The 19,462-nt window shown below is 54.6% G+C and carries 20 protein-coding genes; 9 read left to right on the top strand and 11 right to left on the bottom strand.

The annotated features are described in order from the left end of the window. Window positions 1-2 precede the first annotated feature (2 nt). The 4 genes from pstC (at window position 3) to phoU (ending at window position 3,470) form a co-directional block, all read left to right on the top strand. A complete protein-coding gene (pstC, locus tag ACQ3G7_RS20585; RefSeq protein ID WP_430891721.1) occupies window positions 3-962 on the top strand; it encodes a phosphate ABC transporter permease PstC in 960 nt (319 codons plus the stop codon). After that, window positions 962-1,852 carry a phosphate ABC transporter permease PstA gene (gene pstA / locus ACQ3G7_RS20590; protein WP_263098673.1) on the top strand — a complete coding sequence of 297 codons (891 nt, stop codon included), beginning with the start codon at window positions 962-964 and terminating at the stop codon, window positions 1,850-1,852. The genes pstC and pstA overlap by 1 nt, the downstream gene beginning before the upstream one ends. A 48-nt stretch (window positions 1,853-1,900) precedes the next feature. Then, the gene (gene pstB / locus ACQ3G7_RS20595) at window positions 1,901-2,674 is read left to right on the top strand and encodes a phosphate ABC transporter ATP-binding protein PstB (protein WP_061499637.1); all 774 of its coding nucleotides are present in this window, start codon (window positions 1,901-1,903) and stop codon (window positions 2,672-2,674) included. 70 nt (window positions 2,675-2,744) lie between these two features. Beyond that, complete coding sequence (phoU, locus tag ACQ3G7_RS20600) at window positions 2,745-3,470, top strand: phosphate signaling complex protein PhoU (RefSeq protein WP_088236958.1); 726 nt, start codon at window positions 2,745-2,747, stop codon at window positions 3,468-3,470. A 41-nt stretch (window positions 3,471-3,511) separates the two neighbouring features. On the opposite strand, the gene ACQ3G7_RS20605 is transcribed toward phoU, so the two are convergent. Genes ACQ3G7_RS20605 through yieH form a run of 3 tightly spaced genes read right to left on the bottom strand, consistent with a single transcriptional unit; the run spans window position 3,512 to window position 5,716 of the window. Next, complete coding sequence (locus ACQ3G7_RS20605) at window positions 3,512-4,414, bottom strand: ADP-ribosylglycohydrolase family protein (RefSeq protein WP_430891724.1); 903 nt, start codon at window positions 4,412-4,414, stop codon at window positions 3,512-3,514. Between the two features lie 22 nt (window positions 4,415-4,436). Then, complete coding sequence (gene cbrC / locus ACQ3G7_RS20610; protein ID WP_430891726.1) at window positions 4,437-5,024, bottom strand: PF03691 family colicin E2 tolerance protein CbrC; 588 nt, start codon at window positions 5,022-5,024, stop codon at window positions 4,437-4,439. A gap of 26 nt (window positions 5,025-5,050) precedes the next feature. Then, complete coding sequence (gene yieH, locus ACQ3G7_RS20615; protein WP_430891728.1) at window positions 5,051-5,716, bottom strand: 6-phosphogluconate phosphatase; 666 nt, start codon at window positions 5,714-5,716, stop codon at window positions 5,051-5,053. Window positions 5,717-5,885: 169 nt separating this feature from the next. Between yieH and ACQ3G7_RS20620 the strand changes: the two genes are divergently transcribed. Then, window positions 5,886-7,223, top strand: coding sequence for an NCS2 family permease (locus ACQ3G7_RS20620; RefSeq protein WP_263098677.1), 1,338 nt, complete (start codon window positions 5,886-5,888; stop codon window positions 7,221-7,223). A 40-nt stretch (window positions 7,224-7,263) separates the two neighbouring features. On the opposite strand, the gene ACQ3G7_RS20625 is transcribed toward ACQ3G7_RS20620, so the two are convergent. From ACQ3G7_RS20625 to ACQ3G7_RS20660, 8 genes are all read right to left on the bottom strand, one after another. Further along, window positions 7,264-7,830: an NADPH-dependent FMN reductase gene (locus ACQ3G7_RS20625; RefSeq protein WP_263098678.1), complete on the bottom strand. Its 567-nt coding sequence runs from the start codon at window positions 7,828-7,830 to the stop codon at window positions 7,264-7,266. A 20-nt stretch (window positions 7,831-7,850) separates the two neighbouring features. Beyond that, on the bottom strand, window positions 7,851-8,597 hold the full coding sequence (locus tag ACQ3G7_RS20630) for a 4'-phosphopantetheinyl transferase family protein (protein WP_430891730.1): 747 nt from the start codon (window positions 8,595-8,597) through the stop codon (window positions 7,851-7,853). A gap of 213 nt (window positions 8,598-8,810) precedes the next feature. Next, the gene (gene mnmE, locus ACQ3G7_RS20635; protein ID WP_430891732.1) at window positions 8,811-10,175 is read right to left on the bottom strand and encodes a tRNA uridine-5-carboxymethylaminomethyl(34) synthesis GTPase MnmE; all 1,365 of its coding nucleotides are present in this window, start codon (window positions 10,173-10,175) and stop codon (window positions 8,811-8,813) included. Window positions 10,176-10,245: 70 nt separating this feature from the next. Next, entirely contained in the window at window positions 10,246-11,892 is a 1,647-nt protein-coding gene (gene yidC, locus ACQ3G7_RS20640; protein ID WP_430891734.1) for a membrane protein insertase YidC, read from the bottom strand. 2 nt (window positions 11,893-11,894) lie between these two features. Further along, window positions 11,895-12,152: a membrane protein insertion efficiency factor YidD gene (yidD, locus tag ACQ3G7_RS20645; RefSeq protein WP_071890658.1), complete on the bottom strand. Its 258-nt coding sequence runs from the start codon at window positions 12,150-12,152 to the stop codon at window positions 11,895-11,897. Then, a complete protein-coding gene (rnpA, locus tag ACQ3G7_RS20650) occupies window positions 12,116-12,475 on the bottom strand; it encodes a ribonuclease P protein component (protein ID WP_017458071.1) in 360 nt (119 codons plus the stop codon). Before rnpA ends, yidD begins: the two co-directional genes overlap by 37 nt. Window positions 12,476-12,491: 16 nt before the next feature. Next, window positions 12,492-12,632 (bottom strand): 50S ribosomal protein L34, encoded by a 141-nt coding sequence (gene rpmH, locus ACQ3G7_RS20655; RefSeq protein ID WP_000831330.1) that lies wholly within the window; start codon window positions 12,630-12,632, stop codon window positions 12,492-12,494. 229 nt (window positions 12,633-12,861) lie between these two features. Continuing rightward, window positions 12,862-12,942, bottom strand: a complete 81-nt coding sequence (locus ACQ3G7_RS20660) for a hypothetical protein (RefSeq protein WP_420843408.1) — start codon at window positions 12,940-12,942, stop codon at window positions 12,862-12,864. Between the two features lie 295 nt (window positions 12,943-13,237). Here ACQ3G7_RS20660 and dnaA point away from each other — a divergent pair, with 295 nt between their 5' ends. From dnaA to gyrB, 4 genes are all read left to right on the top strand, one after another. Further along, complete coding sequence (dnaA, locus tag ACQ3G7_RS20665; protein ID WP_263098682.1) at window positions 13,238-14,635, top strand: chromosomal replication initiator protein DnaA; 1,398 nt, start codon at window positions 13,238-13,240, stop codon at window positions 14,633-14,635. Window positions 14,636-14,639: 4 nt separating this feature from the next. Beyond that, on the top strand, window positions 14,640-15,740 hold the full coding sequence (dnaN, locus tag ACQ3G7_RS20670; protein WP_061492400.1) for a DNA polymerase III subunit beta: 1,101 nt from the start codon (window positions 14,640-14,642) through the stop codon (window positions 15,738-15,740). Between the two features lie 147 nt (window positions 15,741-15,887). Continuing rightward, window positions 15,888-16,961, top strand: a complete 1,074-nt coding sequence (recF, locus tag ACQ3G7_RS20675; protein WP_061492401.1) for a DNA replication/repair protein RecF — start codon at window positions 15,888-15,890, stop codon at window positions 16,959-16,961. 28 nt (window positions 16,962-16,989) lie between these two features. Next, window positions 16,990-19,404 (top strand): DNA topoisomerase (ATP-hydrolyzing) subunit B, encoded by a 2,415-nt coding sequence (gene gyrB / locus ACQ3G7_RS20680; RefSeq protein ID WP_430891752.1) that lies wholly within the window; start codon window positions 16,990-16,992, stop codon window positions 19,402-19,404. Window positions 19,405-19,462: the final 58 nt, after the last annotated feature.

Genomic DNA, 19,462 nt, shown 5'->3' on the forward strand with positions numbered 1-19,462 from the left:
TTATGGCTGCAACCAAGCCGGCATTTAACCCTCCGGGAAAAAAAGGCGACATGATTTTCAGCGCACTGGTAAGACTGGCTGCGCTGATTGTGTTATTGCTGCTCAGCGGCATTATTGTCTCTCTGATTTTCTCCGCCTGGCCAAGCATTCAGAAGTTTGGTTTCTCATTCTTGTGGACCAAAGAGTGGGATGCTCCGAATGACATTTACGGTGCGCTGGTACCGATTTACGGCACTATCGTCACCTCAGTTATCGCGCTGCTGATCGCGGTTCCGGTGAGTTTCGGCATCGCGCTGTTTTTGACCGAGCTGGCGCCAAACTGGCTCAAGCGCCCGCTGGGTATTGCGATTGAGCTGCTGGCGGCCATCCCCAGTATCGTCTATGGCATGTGGGGCTTGTTTATCTTCGCTCCGCTGTTCGCCACCTATTTCCAGGAGCCGGTGGGCAATGTGCTCTCCACCATTCCGTTTGTTGGCGCGCTGTTTGAAGGCCCGGCGTTCGGTATCGGCATTCTGGCTGCCGGGGTGATCCTCGCGATTATGATTATTCCTTACATTGCGGCAGTCATGCGCGATGTGTTTGAACAAACGCCGGTGATGATGAAAGAGTCGGCGTACGGCATTGGCTGCACCACCTGGGAAGTGATCTGGCGCATCGTGCTGCCGTTCACGAAAAACGGGGTGATTGGCGGCGTTATGCTGGGTCTGGGCCGCGCACTGGGTGAAACCATGGCGGTAACCTTTATCATCGGTAACACCTACCAGCTCGATAGCGCTTCGCTGTTTATGCCGGGCAACAGTATCACTTCCGCGCTGGCGAACGAATTCGCCGAAGCGGAATCCGGTCTGCATGTTGCCGCGCTGATGGAGCTGGGGCTGATCCTGTTTGTGATCACCTTTATCGTGCTGGCCATTTCTAAAGTGATGATCCTGCGACTGGCGAAAAACGAGGGGGCGCGCTGATGGCAACGCTGGAAATGCAAAGCACGGTGCAGTTAGCCGAATCGCGCCGCAAAATGCAGGCGCGTCGTCGTATGAAAAACCGTATCGCCCTGACACTGTCGATGGCGACCATGGTGTTTGGTCTGTTCTGGCTGGTCTGGATCCTGTTTTCTACCGTGTCACGCGGCTTTGATGGCATGTCTTTGGCGCTGTTCACCGAAATGACGCCGCCGCCGAATACGGCGGGTGGCGGTCTGGCGAACGCCCTGGCGGGCAGCGGTTTGTTGATTCTGTGGGCAACCGTCATCGGTACGCCGCTGGGCATTATGGCGGGGATTTATCTGGCCGAGTATGGCCGTAAGTCGCTGCTCGCCGAAGTGATCCGCTTTATCAACGATATCCTGTTGTCTGCGCCTTCTATTGTGGTGGGGCTGTTTGTTTACACCATTGTGGTCGCGCAAATGCAGCACTTCTCCGGCTGGGCAGGCGTGATCGCGCTGGCGCTGTTGCAGGTGCCAATCGTTATTCGCACCACGGAAAACATGTTGAAACTGGTGCCGGATAGCCTGCGTGAAGCGGCGTATGCGCTTGGAACGCCAAAATGGAAGATGATTGCGGCGATTACCCTGAAAGCCTCCGTCTCCGGGATTATGACCGGTGTGCTGCTGGCGGTTGCGCGTATTGCGGGTGAGACCGCGCCGCTGCTGTTTACTGCGCTCTCTAACCAGTTCTGGAGCACCGACATGATGCAGCCTATCGCTAACCTGCCGGTGACGATTTTCAAATTCGCCATGAGCCCGTTTGCCGAATGGCAAGAACTTGCCTGGGCCGGGGTACTGATTATCACTCTCTGCGTACTGTTGCTGAATATTCTGGCGCGCGTCATTTTCGCGAAGAGCAAACACGGTTAATTTTTTGCGACGCGGCGATAAGCGGCGTCGAGTTGAGGAAAGAGATAAATGAGTATGGTTGATACGACGCCGGGCAAAATTCAGGTTCGCGATTTGAACTTCTATTACGGCAAATTCCATGCACTGAAAAACATCAGCCTGGATATCGCTAAAAATCAGGTGACGGCGTTTATCGGGCCGTCAGGCTGCGGCAAGTCCACGCTGTTGCGTACCTTTAACAAGATGTTTGAACTCTATCCGGAGCAGCGCGCCGAAGGCGAAATCCTGCTGGATGGCGACAACATCCTCACCAATACCCAGGATATCGCGCTGTTGCGTGCAAAAGTGGGCATGGTGTTCCAGAAGCCGACGCCGTTCCCGATGTCGATTTACGACAATATCGCCTTTGGCGTGCGACTGTTTGAAAAGCTCTCCCGCGCCGATATGGACGAACGCGTGCAGTGGGCTTTGACCAAAGCCGCATTATGGAATGAAACCAAGGATAAACTGCACCAGAGCGGGTACTCTCTCTCCGGTGGTCAACAGCAGCGTCTGTGCATTGCGCGCGGTATCGCCATTCGCCCGGAAGTGCTGTTGCTGGATGAGCCGTGTTCAGCCCTTGACCCGATTTCAACGGGGCGCATTGAAGAGCTGATCACTGAGCTTAAAGAGGATTACACCGTCGTGATCGTCACCCACAACATGCAGCAGGCTGCGCGTTGCTCCGATCATACGGCGTTTATGTACCTCGGCGAACTGATTGAATTCAGCAATACGGATGATCTGTTCACCAAGCCGAAGAAGAAACAAACCGAAGACTATATTACCGGGCGCTACGGTTGATATGCCCGAACCGCAAAGGTGTAAAAACCTTGTTTTAACGTGAAATCTGTCGGGCATTTGGAGTTGAACCATGGACAACCTCAACCTTAACAAACATATTTCCGGGCAGTTCAACGCTGAACTGGAAAGTATCCGCACTCAGGTAATGACCATGGGTGGGATGGTGGAGCAGCAGCTTTCTGATGCGATCACCGCGATGCACAACCAGGATAGTGAGCTGGCAAAGCGCGTCGTCGAAGGTGATAAACAGGTCAACATGATGGAAGTGACCATCGATGAGGCCTGCGTGCGTATTATTGCCAAACGCCAGCCTACGGCGAGCGACCTGCGCCTGGTGATGGCAATTATCAAAACCATTGCTGAGCTGGAACGTATTGGCGACGTGGCAGATAAAATCTGCCGTACCGCACTGGAGAAGTTTTCGCAGCAGCATCAGCCTTTGCTGGTGAGTCTGGAGTCGTTGGGCCGCCACACCGTGCAAATGCTGCATGATGTGCTGGATGCCTTCGCCCGCATGGATCTGGATGAAGCCGTGCGTATCTACCGCGAAGATAAAAAAGTGGATCAGGAATATGAAGGCATCGTGCGTCAGTTAATGACGTACATGATGGAAGATTCCCGCACCATCCCGAGCGTACTGACCGCTCTGTTCTGCGCCCGTTCTATCGAGCGTATCGGCGATCGCTGCCAGAATATTTGCGAATACATTTTCTACTTCGTGAAGGGACAAGATTTCCGTCATGTTGGCGGCGATGAGCTGGATAAGCTGCTTGCCGGGAAAGATCCGAAAGAGTAATGCGGCAATATCACCCCCTCGCGACGGAGGGGGTGAGTGTTTCAGGCTGATTTCACCAGCAGTTTTCTCGCCAGATTATCGATATCCTCGTACTGCCACAGTTTATCGCGCCAGCGTTGCGGAATACCGTTCACGCCGTAATATGCGCCCGCTAACTGCCCGACAATCGCGGCCGTGGTATCGGCATCGTCGCCAAGATTAGTGGCCAGCAGAATCGTTTCCTCAAAATCACAGCCCTTTGCAAAACACCAGAGCGCGGCTTCCAGACTCTGTACGCAATAACCGGTACCCAGGATCTCCGCTCGCGTTTTCTGCAAATAGCGGCCTTCTGCAATGTGGCACAGCTTTTCTTGCTGCGGCAGTTGCGGGATATTCGCCAGGATCTCCTGCTTACTCATACCGCTCAGCGCATTGATCAGCATCTGTGCGAACAAGCGGCAACTGGCGACGGCTTCCGGGGCAGCATGAGTGGTGCGCGAGGAGGCTTCGGCATACTCCAGCGCCTGCGGCGCATCCGGAAAATACCACAGCACAACGGGAGCAAGACGCATCAACGAACCGTTTCCGGCCGTGCGCGGATCGCTGGATCCGGCAAAAGGTTCGCCATCGCTGGCGAATTTTTGCAGCGCCCCTGCAACGGTCATACCGATATCAAAACAGTGGCCTGTGGAACTGAAATAGCCCCACTTCCACCAGTTGAGATAACGGTTCATCTGATCTCTGGCATCAAAACCCCGGCAGGTCGTCAGGCTTTCCGCCAGGCACAGGGCCATGGACGTATCATCTGTCCACTGCCCGGCCTGTAAGTGAAACGGGCCGCCGCCCACCATATCCGTTACCGGGGGAAAACTATCTTTCGGGCTAAATTCAACGGTGGTGCCCACGGCATCCCCGGCCGCCAGGCCGAGAAGCGCGCCCTGGTAGCGCGCAAGTAACTCAGGCATCATATGCTCCTCAGGCACTCAGTCAGGAGAAATCCGCCCACAGGCGTAGTTTTCCGCAATGCAGGCAGCGGAAGAGGTAACCCTGGCAGTCACCGCCATCGAGAAGGTATTCAGGCAGTTTCTCGTAGTCCATGCCAAACGCATTGCAGTCGGCTTTCAGGTCGGCAAACTGGTCGAGTTTATCGGCAATTTCTTTCCAGCCGACGTAACCCACAAAAGCGCAGAAGTCGTTGCAGTGCGCCAGCCAGTACTCCTGTTGCCAGCCGCAGTAACCCGGCGTGCGTTCCGTCAGTTCAACGAGACGCTCTTCCGGCCAGGGATTTTTGAAACCGGTGAATTCGCCGTCGTTGTCGTACTCCGCTTCAACGCCATCAACACTGGATTCGTCCTGAAAACTGCCGCCAAACTTTTGTGCGGCTGCGCCATCCGCAATGCACCACGGGCAAAGGTAATCGATCTCTTCGGTGGTGTAGAACGGATTGGTGTAATAAATCCCGGTCGGCTGCTGACAGCAGGCGCAGGTGACCGTTTTGTCATCAGAAAACACCCCGGTGTCCAGGGGATGTGGGTGGTATTTAAAGACCGGATGCGGTCGGGTTGCCTGTGCCATAAAAACGTCCTGTTTAGTGGTTTGGGTTAACGCGTAACATGCCACCCGCGTGCGCGCCACAGCTCTGGCAACTGCGCTAAGTCAGTGAACGTAGTCACTTTCGGGTGATCGATGGGTTGGTTATGCGGATCGGCACAGAAGTAAAATACTTCCATACCCGCCGCAATACCTGATTGTGCTCCGGCAGTGGAGTCGTCCACCAGAATACAGTTTACCGGATTAACATTCAGCGCTTTTGCCGCATGGTACATTAACGCCGGATCGGGCTTCCAGCGCTGGATGTCATAACCGCTGAACAGCGTGTCCGGAAAGTGATGTAGCAGGCCCAGTTTGCCTAACGAGTGCTGCATTTTGCTGACCGGGCCATTGGAGACCACGCACATCGGCACGCTAACCGCATCCAGCAGCGCGCCCGCTCCGGCAATCACTTCCAGTTCGGCGTCAAACAGACGCGCGACCTCATCACGATACACCGGTTCCAGCGCGGTTTTCGCCAGCGCCACGCCATATTCAGCGCTGATGACATCAATAATTTCGTACAGCTTCATGCCTTTAAAGCGCTTAAAGACCTCTTCCAACGCCAGCGTGATGCCAAATTCTTTAAACATATGCACATAAGCGCGCGAGCAAATTACTTCACTGTCGACCAGGGTGCCGTCACAGTCGAAAAATACCGCTTCAATGTGGGACATGCCGTTTCCTGTTTTATTGCAAGTTTAACGTTTACTTAACGCAGATAGCGGGACGCAATCGTTGCCGTATAAGCAAATTCAATGAAAAAAAGTGTGTGATAACCGTCAACATTGTCTCATTTTGGTATAGGATAGCGACGAATTTTCCCTCCTATTCCGGAAATTGATAATGAGCCAACAACACACTACCCAGGCATCGGGCCAGGGGTTGCTTGACCGCGTGTTTAAACTGCGCGAACACGGCACATCGGCACGCACCGAAGTGATCGCCGGTTTCACAACGTTTTTGACGATGGTGTATATCGTCTTTGTTAACCCGCAGATTTTGGGCGTCGCCGGGATGGACACCAGCGCAGTATTCGTTACCACCTGTCTGATTGCTGCATTTGGTAGCATCCTGATGGGGCTGGTTGCCAACCTGCCGGTTGCTCTGGCACCGGCAATGGGCCTGAACGCCTTCTTCGCGTTTGTGGTGGTTGGCGCCATGGGATTGTCCTGGCAAATCGGTATGGGTGCTATTTTCTGGGGTGCGGTTGGTCTGTTGCTGCTGACCATTTTCCGCGTCCGTTACTGGATGATTGCCAATATTCCGGTGAGCCTGCGTGTGGGGATCACCAGCGGCATCGGTTTGTTTATTGGCATGATGGGCCTGAAAAACGCCGGCGTCATCGTCGCGAACAAAGAAACGCTGGTGAGCATCGGCAACCTGACTTCCCACAGCGTTCTGCTGGGTGTCCTCGGTTTCTTCATCATTGCGATTCTGGCATCCCGTAACATTCACGCCGCAGTACTGGTTTCTATTGTGGTGACCACACTGCTGGGCTGGTTGCTGGGTGATGTGCAGTATCACGGTATTGTTTCCGCACCGCCGAGCGTGGCCACCGTAGTCGGTAACGTGGATTTGGCCGGTTCGTTTAATATTGGTCTGGCTGGCGTGATCTTCTCGTTTATGCTGGTGAACCTGTTCGACTCCTCCGGTACGCTGATTGGCGTTACCGACAAAGCCGGGCTGGTGGATGAAAACGGTAAGTTTCCGCGCATGAAACAGGCGCTGTACGTTGACAGTATCTCGTCCGTTACCGGGGCCTTTATCGGAACGTCTTCTGTTACGGCGTATATTGAGTCTTCTTCCGGCGTGTCCGTCGGTGGTCGCACCGGTCTGACGGCCGTTGTGGTGGGCTTGTTGTTCCTGCTGGTTATCTTCCTGTCGCCGCTGGCGGGAATGGTACCTGGCTACGCTGCTGCGGGTGCGCTGATCTACGTAGGTGTGCTGATGACATCCAGCCTTGCGCGTGTGAAGTGGGAAGACCTGACAGAAGCTGTGCCAGCGTTTATCACTGCGGTGATGATGCCGTTCAGCTTCTCCATTACCGAAGGTATCGCGCTGGGCTTTATCTCTTACTGCGTGATGAAAATCGGGACGGGGCGCCTGCGCGATCTCAGCCCGTGCGTCATTGTGGTCGCACTGCTGTTCTTGCTGAAAATCGTCTTTATCGACGCGCATTAATCTGCATTTCCCTCTCCCGGTAAGGGAGAGGGAAAACCGGTTACCGCTTAACGCGCTGGATGTACTCTCCAAAAGCGGTAAGCTGCCCGCTCAGGTGATCACGCGTGCTTTGATCAACCACTTCTCCCGTCTGCTGATCCACTTTGCTCTGAATTACCCCGCCCATAAACTCAGGCTTATTCATCACCATTGCATCGAGAAAGACGAGGATCTGGCGCAGATGATACTGGCAGCGTGCGCCGCCGATTGCGCCCATTGAACTGGTTTGAATCAATACAGGTTTCCCGGCGAGCGGCTGTTCCGGCAAGCGGGACAACCAGTCGATGGCGTTCTTCAGGCCACCCGGCACCGAGTAGTTGTATTCCGGGGTCACGATGACCACGCCGTCCGCTGCGCGGATTTGTGCGGCAATGGCTTCCAGGCTCTGCGGAAACCCCTCTTCCTGTTGTATATCGGCGTCATACAGCGGGATATCAGCAATCGAGGGCAGCGGCGTGATGGTCATTCCCGCAGGCGCAAGGCTGGGCAACGTACGTGCAACCATGGCGTTAAACGAGCCTTTACGCAGACTCCCAAGTAGTGTCACAACATTGAGTTCAGCAGACATGATGACTCCTTGCTAACGGATCAGTTAAGGATCAGGGCTTTTTCGGCAGGTAAGCTGGTGAATCGCATCAGGCGGGAGGCGGGATCGTTGGCGCGCGTTTGCACATCGGCAAGATAACGCCACCCTTTTTGACTATCAAATTCCCAGATTTTAAGACTTTCTATAGCGGGTGCGACGGCCACTGACCAAATCAACACGTCTTCAGCATCACACATCACTTCCACTTGCGCCAGTTGCGCCACGCGAAGTCGACCGGATCCTGGTAAAAGCTGTAACTGCCCGGGATCATCCTGCATCTGATGGATCAGCTTCATCACGCTTTGGCGCAGTGTCAAAAGTTGGGTTTGCGCTTCGTTCGGGTCGTTTTGATTATTGATCCACAACTGTTCATTGCCGGTGAATGGGGGTTGCTTTTGTCCGTGCGGGTTATGGAAACCCCGTGTCGCACGTTGAAGCTCCATATCCAGACCGCATTCACCCTCTGTTGTCAGCGCAACACCCACCATGTTTCCGGCATAGGCCAGCGAGAACTGCGGCAGGCTGCTGTCTTCAAACGCGGGTTTTCCGCTGGCTTCAATAACGATCCCGGGCAACTCGCTGATACCGTAGAGCATAAACATCATTTCGGCGAGTAAGGCTCTGGACGCGAGGAAACGCGAACGTCGGTGTTCGGGGAGCTGACGCGCGCTGTCGTGACAGGTTACAGGGAGTCGGGTAGAGACGAGATGTCCTTCTGAAAGAATCCCTCTTGCAAAGTGCGTAGCCATTTTTCGCTCCGTGATAATGGTCTGGATGAATCGAATCGATAATCAATATTATCGCCCATACTGGATAGGTTTTAATGCGGAAATTCGCATCTGAAAAGTCCTAAGCGACCATATTTACATTTTCTTTAGCCAATCCTGCGTACTTTACGAAATTTGGCTGCCAGGAAAGCAAACGGCCGCTAAAGCGGCCGTTCGGTGAGCAGTGGGAAGGGGTTATTTACCGATACAGAAACTGGAGAAAATACGGCCGAGTAAATCATCGGAGGTAAACTCGCCGGTGATCTCACTTAAGCTCTGCTGCGCCAGGCGCAGCTCTTCTGCCAGTAGCTCACCTGCCCATGCGCCAAGCAGTTGCGCTTTACCCTGTTGCAGATGCTCTGCCGCTGTTTCCAGCGCTTGCAGGTGGCGACGGCGCGCCAGGAACCCGCCTTCCATGTTGGTGTCGAACCCCATGCTTTGTTTGAGATGAAGACGCAGCGTGTTGACGCCTTCGCCGGTATGCGCAGAGAGTCGTATAAGTGAGTGATTATTCACTTCACTCATGCCAGGCTGCTCGCCGGTGACATCAGTTTTGTTACGCACCACCGTAATCGGTAATTTCGCCGGTAAACGGGCAATAAAATCTGGCCAGATTTCCGCCGGGTCAACCGCGTCGGTGGTGGTGCCATCCACCATAAACAGTACCCGGTCCGCTTGCTCAATCTCCTGCCATGCGCGTTCGATGCCGATACGCTCGACTTCGTCACTGGCTTCACGCAGACCCGCTGTGTCGATAATGTGCAGCGGCATACCATCGATATGAATATGCTCGCGCAGCACGTCGCGGGTGGTGCCGGCGATATCGGTAACGATAGCGGCTTCTCGTCCGGCCAGCGCATTCAGCAGGCTTGATTTTCCGGCATTTGGGCGACCGGCAATCACCACTTTCATCCCTTCGCGCAACAGGCTTCCCTGGCGTGCTTCAGCGCGCACGGCATCCAGATCGGCGATCACGTTGTGCAACTGTGCTTCAATTTTTCCATCCGAGAGAAAATCGATTTCTTCATCCGGGAAATCGATCGCGGCTTCGACATAGATGCGCAGGTGAGTAAGTGCTTCCACCAGGTGATTCACGCGGGTGGAAAACGCCCCCTGCAACGAGTTCAGCGCTGATCGGGCTGCCTGCTCGGAGCTGGCGTCAATCAAATCGGCGATGGCTTCCGCCTGCGCCAGGTCAAGCTTATCGTTGAGAAATGCACGCTCAGAAAACTCCCCGGGTCTGGCGATACGCAGCCCTGGCAGCGTCAGAATGCGTTTTAACAGCAGATCGAGGATCACCGGGCCGCCGTGGCCTTGCAGTTCCAGCACATCTTCACCGGTAAATGAGTTTGGCCCGGGGAACCACAGCGCAATGCCCTGGTCCAGCGCTGCGCCATCAGCGTCCAGGAACGGCAGATAGTCGGCATAACGCGGTTTTGGCAGTTTGCCTAATACCGCCTGCGCAACGTCGCGCGCCTGGCGGCCGGAAATACGCAGGATGCCCACACCACCGCGTCCCGGTGGGGTTGCCTGGGCGACAATCGTGTCGTTATGGCTCATGGTTTGTTTTCCGAAACCTCAAAATAAAAAAGGCGGTCAGTTGACCGCCTTGTCTGAATCTTAACGCGTATCAGGAGCTTTTCTTCTCGCGGCTATGCAAACCACGTTTCTCCAGACCACGGTAAATCAGCTGCTGCTGAATAATGGTCACCAGGTTGCTGACGATATAGTACAGCACCAGACCTGACGGGAACCACAGGAAGAACACCGTGAAGATGACCGGCATGAAGGTCATGATCTTCTGCTGCATCGGGTCGGTCACGGTGGTCGGCGACATCTTCTGAATGAAGAACATCGTTACGCCCATCAGGATCGGCAGGATGTAGTACGGGTCTTGTGCAGACAGGTCATGGATCCACAGTGCGAATGGCGCATGGCGCAGCTCAACGGAGCCCATCAGCATATAGTACAGCGCCAGGAAGATTGGCATCTGGATCAGCAGCGGGAAACAGCCACCCAACGGGTTCACTTTTTCCGCTTTGTACATCGCCATCATCTCCTGGCTCATACGCTGCTTGTCTTCACCCAAACGCTCACGCATGGCCTGAATTTTCGGCTGCAGCATACGCATTTTCGCCATGGAGGTGTACTGCGCTTTGGTCAGCGGGTACATGATGCCACGCACGATAAAGGTGATCGCGATGATGGAGAAGCCCCAGTTACCCAGGAAGCTGTGGATCCATTTCAGCAGTTTGAACAGCGGCTGAGAGATGAACCACAGCCAACCGTAATCCACTGTCAGATCCAGGTGCGGCGCAGCGGCTGCCATTTTGTCCTGAATTTCCGGACCCACCCACAGGGTGCTGTTCAGCGTAGCGGTCTGGCCCGGCGCGATGCTGACCGGCTGCGATTTGTAGCCGATGGCGGCAACGCCATTGCCCAGGTTGCTGGTATAGAAGTTGTTCGCACCGTCGTTGCGCGGAATCCACGCGGTGGCGAAATACTGTTGCAGCATTGCAACCCAACCGCTGTTTGCGCTGACGTTCAGGTTTTCGTTATCGGCAATGGTGTCGAACTTGTATTTCTCATACTTCGCGTCAGGCGTGGAGTAGGCGGCGCCGCGGAAGGTATGCAGCGCAAAGTTGCTGCTGCCTGTATCGCGGTGTGACGGCAGATTGATGGATTGCTTCAACTGACCGAAGGCAGCCACTTCCAGCGCTTTATCGCTGGCGTTCTGCACGTTATAGCCTACGTTCACCGCGTATTCGCCGCGTTTCAGCGTGAATGTTTTGGTGAATGTGTTGCCAGCAGTGTCGGTATAGGTCAGCGGGATCGCCAGTTCGTTCTGGCCGTCGGCCAGTACAAACGCATCTTTTTCCACGTTATACAGCGGACGCGGGCCATTCGCCGGGTTGTCCGGACCGTTAGCACCCGTCAGGCCGCTCTGCGCCTGATAGATAAACTGCGGTGTGGTTTCCAGTAACTGGAACGGCTCGCTGGCACCCAGTTCTTTCGGATAAGCCGGAAGCAGTGCCTGCTCAACATCACCACCACGGGTGTTGATGGTCAGCTCAAGCACATCGGTTTTAACCGTTATCAGTTTCCCCTGGCCACTGGCCGGTACGCCCTGGTCGGCTGCGCTACCCGCTGCGGTGGTCGTAGTCTGCGTGGTCTGCTGTTGCGCCGGAGGAGGATTTTTATCCTTCTCCCACGTTTGCCAGATCATGAAAGACACGAACAACAAAGCGATGATAAAAAGATTGCGTTGCGAATCCATCGTTAGTGTTCTCTGGTTTTAGAAGGTCCTGGCGGGACGGGATCGTCTCCACCCGGGTGTAAAGGGTGGCATTTTAATACGCGTTTCACTGTCAACCAACTGCCTTTTATCACTCCAAACCTGCGCAATGCCTCAATTCCATAGTGAGAGCAGGTTGGCGTGAAACGGCAGTGCGGCCCGAGTAGCGGACTAATCAGGCGTTGATAGACCCGAATCAGGCCGATCAGGACCCTTGAGCCAGGCGACAATGGCGGCGCCATAATTTTTCCAACGCTTCCGAGAGAGCACGGTTATCGAGGTCGGCAACCCCTTTCTTCGCCACCACCACAAAATCCATTGCCGGCAGTTCATGCTGGCGCAAACGAAAACTTTCACGCGTCAGACGTTTAATCCGATTGCGTTCATGCGCGCGTTTGACGTTTTTCTTGGCGACGGTAAGACCGATACGGGGATGCCCCAGCGAATTCAGGCGGCCGAGGATGGTGATTTGCGGCGTGCCAGCCCGTTGTGGCTGCTGGAAGACGAAAGTGAAATGAGTGGGAGTTAACAAACGTAACTCCCTGGGAAAAGCGAGCTTAACCACTCAGGGGTTAGCTTTATTACTTGGAAACGGTCAGACGTGCGCGGCCTTTAGCGCGACGACGAGCCAGAACCTGGCGACCATTTTTAGTAGCCATACGAGCACGGAAGCCGTGAGAACGGTTGCGCTTCAGTACAGACGGTTGAAAAGTGCGTTTCATGGCGGTTTCTACCTAAACTTGAATAAATTCACTGACTTTTGCGTATGCCTGAACGGAAATCGAACGACTGGCGCGCAAGCCATGGGTAATTAAAGAGGCCGGATTGTAATAATTGTACACTCCGGAGTCAATTCTCTTTCCTTATAGCGCACGTATTTTCGCACATAATCGCGCGAAAAATAAGCAGCATTCGACGACTGCATAAGAGCATGACGCGCCGGGGGCAGGATTATACGGGGACGGCAGTAAAGCGCAAGGATCCTCCAGGATCTTCGTTAGATCGTTTAAGCAATAAATCGTCGTTACTCATTAAATTTTCCAATATGCGGCCTAAATCGTCCCGTTCCTCTCTCTGGATCGTTTACACTGACCCGGTTCAACATCGCCCTGTGGATAAATCGTGAAGAATCTGTGAGAAACAGAAGATCTCTGCCGCGGTTTACGCTATGATCCGCGGTCCCGATCGCGATCCAGGATCGTGAGCAGGGCAAAAACCGTAAATAGCGGTTCGCATGTCACCCGGTTGGGTCTTATCGATGTGTGTCAAAAAACATTAATGTTTCTGTCTTTACTATTTATCGATTTTCGTTCGAGTGGAGTCCGCCGTGTCACTTTCGCTTTGGCAGCAGTGTCTTGCCCGATTGCAGGATGAGTTACCAGCCACAGAATTCAGTATGTGGATACGCCCTTTGCAGGCGGAATTGAGCGATAACACGCTGGCTTTGTATGCGCCAAACCGTTTTGTCCTCGATTGGGTTAGAGACAAGTATCTCAACAATATCAATGGACTGCTGAATGACTTCTGCGGTACGGACGCCCCACAACTGCATTTTGAAGTCGGCACCCGCCCGGTCAGCCAGACGCTGAGGGAACCGGCCAGCGTTGCCGCGCCAGCGCAAGCGGCGCAGGTGGTTGTACAGCGAACCGCGCCTGCTGCGCGCCCAGGCTGGGACAATGTGCCTGCTCCGGCGGAACCGACTTACCGCTCCAACGTTAACGTCAAACATACCTTTGATAACTTTGTTGAAGGTAAATCAAACCAGCTCGCCCGTGCGGCAGCCCGCCAGGTTGCAGACAACCCCGGCGGCGCGTATAACCCGCTGTTTTTATACGGCGGAACCGGCCTCGGTAAGACTCACCTGCTGCATGCGGTGGGCAACGGCATTGTGGCGCGCAAGCCCAATGCGAAAGTGGTGTATATGCACTCCGAGCGTTTTGTCCAGGACATGGTAAAAGCCCTGCAAAACAATGCGATCGAAGAGTTTAAACGCTACTACCGTTCCGTAGATGCGCTGCTGATTGACGATATCCAATTCTTTGCTAATAAAGAACGATCCCAGGAAGAGTTTTTCCACACGTTTAACGCGCTGCTGGAAGGCAATCAGCAGATCATTCTCACGTCGGATCGTTATCCGAAAGAGATCAACGGTGTTGAGGATCGTTTGAAATCGCGTTTTGGCTGGGGCCTGACCGTTGCGATCGAACCGCCGGAGCTGGAAACCCGCGTGGCGATCCTGATGAAAAAAGCGGACGAGAACGACATTCGTTTGCCGGGCGAAGTGGCTTTCTTTATTGCGAAACGCCTGCGTTCTAACGTGCGTGAGCTGGAAGGGGCGCTGAACCGCGTAATTGCCAACGCCAACTTCACCGGGCGCGCGATCACCATCGATTTCGTGCGCGAAGCGCTGCGGGATCTGTTGGCGCTGCAGGAAAAACTGGTCACCATCGACAATATTCAAAAGACGGTGGCGGAGTATTACAAGATCAAGGTCGCGGATCTGCTGTCCAAGCGGCGATCCCGTTCGGTAGCCCGCCCGCGCCAGATGGCGATGGCGCTGGCAAAGGAGTTGACCAACCACAGTCTGCCGGAAATTGGCGACGCGTTTGGCGGCCGCGATCATACTACCGTGCTGCATGCCTGCCGTAAGATTGAGCAGTTGCGTGAAGAAAGCCATGATATCAAAGAAGATTTTTCCAATTTAATCCGAACACTATCTTCGTGACGCTATGAAATTTACCGTTGAACGTGAACATTTATTAAAGCCGCTGCAACAGGTAAGCGGCCCACTGGGCGGACGCCCTACGTTGCCGATCCTCGGAAATCTGTTGCTTCAGGTGACCGAAGGCGCGCTGTCGTTGACCGGGACCGATCTCGAAATGGAGATGGTGGCCCGCCTTGCGTTGATCCAGCCACATGAACAAGGTGCGACAACGGTTCCGGCGCGTAAGTTTTTCGACATCTGCCGCGGTTTGCCGGAAGGTGCGGAAATTGCCGTGCAGCTGGAAGGCGAGCGTATGCTGATCCGTTCCGGGCGCAGCCGTTTCTCCCTTTCCACGTTGCCCGCCGCCGACTTCCCGAATCTGGACGACTGGCAAAGCGAAGTGGAGTTCACGCTGCCACAGGCGACAATGAAGCGCCTGATCGAAGCGACGCAGTTCTCCATGGCGCACCAGGACGTGCGTTACTACTTAAACGGCATGCTGTTCGAAACTGAAGGCGAAGAGCTGCGTACCGTTGCAACGGATGGTCACCGTCTGGCTGTCTGCTCTATGCCGATTGGCGAATCACTGCCAAACCATTCGGTGATCGTGCCGCGTAAAGGCGTGATTGAACTGATGCGCATGCTCGACGGCGGCGACACTCCGCTGCGCGTGCAGATTGGCAGCAACAATATTCGCGCACACGTTGGCGATTTTATCTTTACTTCCAAGCTGGTTGATGGCCGTTTCCCGGATTATCGCCGCGTATTGCCGAAGAATCCGGACAAAACGCTGGAAGCAGGCTGTGATCTGCTGAAGCAGGCCTTTGCCCGTGCCGCTATTCTCTCGAACGAGAAATTCCGCGGCGTGCGTCTGTACGTTAGCGAGAATCAGATCAAAATCACCGCCAACAACCCGGAACAGGAAGAAGCAGAAGAGTTTCTCGATGTCACCTATGCCGGCAGCGAGATGGAAATCGGCTTTAACGTCAGCTACGTGCTGGATGTGCTGAATGCGCTGAAGTGCGAAAATGTCCGTATTCTGCTGACCGACTCCGTTTCCAGCGTACAGATTGAAGATGCGGCGAGCCAAAGCGCGGCTTATGTTGTTATGCCAATGCGCTTGTAGAATCTGTAAAGGGGCTGGTTTATTTGCCATTTCGTCTTCCGGCAGTGCTCGAAATGCTCACGTACTTCGTGTACGCTCCGCTTTCTGTGCGCTGGCGGTAAACGAACTGGCTGCGACACTCACGCCCCTGGACTGATGCTCTGAACTATGTCACTGACCCGCCTTCTGATTAAAGACTTCCGTAATATCGAGAACGCAGATCTCGCGTTATCTCCTGGCTTTAATTTCCTGGTCGGCGCCAACGGCAGCGGTAAAACCAGCGTTCTCGAAGCTATCTATACGCTCGGACATGGTCGGGCGTTTCGCAGTTTGCAAATCGGCCGTGTGATCCGCCATGAACAGGAGGCGTTTGTTCTGCATGGTCGTTTGCAGGGCGAAGAGCGCGAAACGGCGATTGGTCTGACGAAAGATAAGCTCGGCGACAGCAAAGTGCGTATTGATGGCACCGACGGCCACAAAGTGGCGGAACTGGCGCTGTTAATGCCGATGCAACTGATTACGCCCGAGGGGTTTACCCTACTCAACGGCGGCCCCAAATACCGAAGAGCGTTCCTCGACTGGGGATGCTTTCATAACGAAGCCGGTTTTTTTACCGCCTGGAGCAATCTCAAACGCTTGCTGAAACAGCGCAATGCCGCATTGCGCCAGGTGACGCATTACGCGCAGTTACGCCCGTGGGACAAAGAACTGATCCCGCTGGCTGAGCAGATCAGCCGCTGGCGCGCCGAATACAGCGCAGCCATTGCCGAAGATATGGCCGATACCTGCCAACAATTTTTACCTGAATTTTCCCTGACGTTTGGTTTTCAGCGTGGGTGGGAAAAAGAGACCGATTACGGCGAAGTGCTGGAGCGCAATTTTGAGCGCGACCGCATGCTGACCTACACCGCTCACGGCCCGCATAAAGCGGATTTCCGCATTCGTGCGGACGGCGCGCCGGTGGAAGATACGCTGTCGCGCGGGCAGCTGAAACTCCTGATGTGCGCGCTGCGTCTGGCGCAGGGGGAGTTTTTAACCCGCGAGAGCGGACGACGCTGTTTATACCTGATAGATGATTTTGCCTCAGAACTTGATGACGCGAAGCGTGGGCTATTAGCCAGTCGCCTGAAAGCGACGCAGTCGCAGGTTTTTGTCAGCGCGATCAGCGCCGAACACGTGATGGACATGTCGGACAAAAATTCGAAGATGTTCACCGTGGAAAAGGGTAAAATAACGGATTAACCCAAGACTAAATGAGCGAGAAACGTTGATGTCGAATTCTTATGACTCCTCCAGTATCAAAGTCCTGAAAGGGCTGGATGCGGTGCGTAAGCGCCCGGGTATGTATATCGGCGATACAGATGACGGCACCGGTCTGCACCATATGGTATTCGAGGTGGTAGATAACGCTATCGACGAAGCGCTCGCAGGGTACTGTAAAGACATCGTTGTCACCATCCATAGCGATAACTCCGTCTCCGTACAGGATGATGGTCGCGGTATTCCGACCGGTATTCACCCGGAAGAGGGCGTGTCCGCAGCGGAAGTGATCATGACCGTACTGCATGCAGGCGGTAAATTTGATGATAACTCCTATAAAGTCTCCGGCGGTCTGCACGGCGTAGGCGTTTCCGTGGTAAACGCCCTGTCGCAGAAACTGGAACTGGTTATCCAGCGCGATAACAAAGTCCACCGTCAGATTTATGAACACGGCGTGCCGCAGGCTCCGCTGGCTGTAACGGGCGATACCGAAAAAACCGGTACCATGGTACGTTTCTGGCCGAGCTATGAGACCTTCACCAACGTTACCGAGTTCGAATATGAAATTCTGGCGAAACGTCTGCGCGAGCTGTCATTCCTGAACTCCGGCGTTTCTATTCGCCTGCGCGATAAGCGCGACGGCAAAGAAGATCACTTCCACTACGAAGGCGGCATCAAGGCGTTTGTTGAGTATCTCAACAAGAACAAAACGCCGATCCACCCGAATATCTTCTACTTCTCCACCGAAAAAGACGGTATCGGCGTGGAAGTCGCGCTGCAGTGGAACGATGGTTTCCAGGAAAATATCTACTGCTTTACCAACAACATTCCGCAGCGTGATGGCGGTACTCACCTGGCCGGTTTCCGCGCCGCGATGACCCGTACGCTGAATGCGTACATGGATAAAGAAGGCTACAGCAAAAAAGCCAAAGTCAGCGCGACCGGTGACGATGCCCGTGAAGGCCTGATTGCAGTGGTTTCGGTAAAAGTGCCGGATCCGAAATTCTCCTCGCAGACTAAAGATAAACTGGTCTCCTCCGAGGTGAAAACGGCGGTAGAGCAGCAGATGAACGAACTGTTGAGCGAATATCTGCTGGAAAACCCGTCCGACGCAAAAATCGTTGTGGGTAAGATTATCGATGCGGCGCGTGCGCGCGAAGCGGCGCGTAAAGCCCGTGAAATGACCCGTCGTAAAGGTGCGCTGGATCTGGCGGGCCTGCCGGGCAAACTGGCGGATTGCCAGGAGCGCGACCCGGCGCTGTCCGAACTCTACCTGGTGGAAGGGGACTCCGCGGGCGGTTCTGCGAAGCAGGGGCGTAACCGTAAAAACCAGGCGATTCTGCCGCTGAAAGGTAAAATCCTTAACGTTGAGAAAGCGCGCTTCGACAAGATGCTCTCTTCGCAGGAAGTGGCGACGCTGATCACCGCGCTGGGCTGCGGCATCGGTCGCGATGAGTACAACCCGGACAAACTGCGCTATCACAGCATCATTATCATGACCGATGCGGATGTCGATGGTTCGCACATCCGTACGCTGCTGCTGACCTTCTTCTACCGCCAGATGCCGGAAATCGTTGAGCGTGGCCATGTCTACATTGCCCAGCCGCCGCTGTACAAAGTGAAGAAAGGCAAGCAGGAACAGTACATCAAAGATGACGATGCGATGGATCAGTATCAGATTTCCATCGCGCTGGATGGCGCAACGCTGCACACCACCGAAGGCGCTCCGGCGTTGTCGGGTGAAGCGCTGGAAAAAATGGTTTCTGAATACAACGCCACGCAGAAGATGATTGGCCGCATGGAGCGTCGTTTCCCGCGTACGCTGTTGAAAGCGCTGATTTATCAATCGACGCTGACGGAAGCCGATCTTGCCGATGAACAGAAGGTCACGCGTTGGGTAAATGCGCTGGTCAGCGACCTGAACGAGAATGAGCAGCACGGCAGCCAGTGGAAGTTCGATGTGCGCAAAAACAACGAGCTGAACCATTTCGAGCCGATCATTCGCGTGCGTACTCACGGCGTGGATACCGATTATCTGCTGGATAACGAATTCGTTACCGGTGGCGAATACCGCCGTATCTGCACCCTCGGCGAGAAGCTGCGCGGTTTGATGGAAGAAGACGCCTTTATCGAACGTGGCGAGCGCCGTCAGCCGGTTGCCAGCTTTGAGCAGGCGCTGGACTGGCTGGTGAAAGAGTCGCGTCGCGGTCTTGCTATTCAGCGTTATAAAGGCCTGGGTGAAATGAACCCGGAACAGCTGTGGGAAACCACCATGGATCCGGACAGCCGCCGCATGTTGCGCGTCACGGTAAAAGATGCGATTGCTGCCGATCAGCTGTTCACGACCCTGATGGGCGATGCCGTCGAACCGCGTCGCGCCTTTATTGAAGAGAACGCACTGAAAGCCGCGAACATCGATATTTAACCGCCCTTCTGGTCGATAATAGCGCCGGATACGGCATAAGCCGCCATCCGGCATGAAA

Source organism: Kosakonia sp. N21 (genome assembly GCF_050587465.1).
In the GTDB taxonomy this organism is placed as follows: domain Bacteria; phylum Pseudomonadota; class Gammaproteobacteria; order Enterobacterales; family Enterobacteriaceae.

What these genes read in the sequence shown, in the direction of transcription:
- recF (WP_061492401.1), top strand. Translation starts at nt 15,888, where the DNA reads ATGTCACTGACCCGCCTTCTGATTAAAGACTTCCGTAATATCGAGAAC.
- rpmH (WP_000831330.1), bottom strand. Translation starts at nt 12,632, where the DNA reads ATGAAACGCACTTTTCAACCGTCTGTACTGAAGCGCAACCGTTCTCAC.
- ACQ3G7_RS20660 (WP_420843408.1), bottom strand. Translation starts at nt 12,942, where the DNA reads ATGAGTAACGACGATTTATTGCTTAAACGATCTAACGAAGATCCTGGA.
- ACQ3G7_RS20620 (WP_263098677.1), top strand. Translation starts at nt 5,886, where the DNA reads ATGAGCCAACAACACACTACCCAGGCATCGGGCCAGGGGTTGCTTGAC.
- yieH (WP_430891728.1), bottom strand. Translation starts at nt 5,716, where the DNA reads ATGTCCCACATTGAAGCGGTATTTTTCGACTGTGACGGCACCCTGGTC.
- pstA (WP_263098673.1), top strand. Translation starts at nt 962, where the DNA reads ATGGCAACGCTGGAAATGCAAAGCACGGTGCAGTTAGCCGAATCGCGC.
- dnaN (WP_061492400.1), top strand. Translation starts at nt 14,640, where the DNA reads ATGAAATTTACCGTTGAACGTGAACATTTATTAAAGCCGCTGCAACAG.
- yidC (WP_430891734.1), bottom strand. Translation starts at nt 11,892, where the DNA reads ATGGATTCGCAACGCAATCTTTTTATCATCGCTTTGTTGTTCGTGTCT.
- cbrC (WP_430891726.1), bottom strand. Translation starts at nt 5,024, where the DNA reads ATGGCACAGGCAACCCGACCGCATCCGGTCTTTAAATACCACCCACAT.
- ACQ3G7_RS20630 (WP_430891730.1), bottom strand. Translation starts at nt 8,597, where the DNA reads ATGGCTACGCACTTTGCAAGAGGGATTCTTTCAGAAGGACATCTCGTC.
- yidD (WP_071890658.1), bottom strand. Translation starts at nt 12,152, where the DNA reads ATGGCGCCGCCATTGTCGCCTGGCTCAAGGGTCCTGATCGGCCTGATT.
- ACQ3G7_RS20625 (WP_263098678.1), bottom strand. Translation starts at nt 7,830, where the DNA reads ATGTCTGCTGAACTCAATGTTGTGACACTACTTGGGAGTCTGCGTAAA.
- mnmE (WP_430891732.1), bottom strand. Translation starts at nt 10,175, where the DNA reads ATGAGCCATAACGACACGATTGTCGCCCAGGCAACCCCACCGGGACGC.
- phoU (WP_088236958.1), top strand. Translation starts at nt 2,745, where the DNA reads ATGGACAACCTCAACCTTAACAAACATATTTCCGGGCAGTTCAACGCT.
- pstC (WP_430891721.1), top strand. Translation starts at nt 3, where the DNA reads ATGGCTGCAACCAAGCCGGCATTTAACCCTCCGGGAAAAAAAGGCGAC.
- pstB (WP_061499637.1), top strand. Translation starts at nt 1,901, where the DNA reads ATGAGTATGGTTGATACGACGCCGGGCAAAATTCAGGTTCGCGATTTG.
- gyrB (WP_430891752.1), top strand. Translation starts at nt 16,990, where the DNA reads ATGTCGAATTCTTATGACTCCTCCAGTATCAAAGTCCTGAAAGGGCTG.
- ACQ3G7_RS20605 (WP_430891724.1), bottom strand. Translation starts at nt 4,414, where the DNA reads ATGCCTGAGTTACTTGCGCGCTACCAGGGCGCGCTTCTCGGCCTGGCG.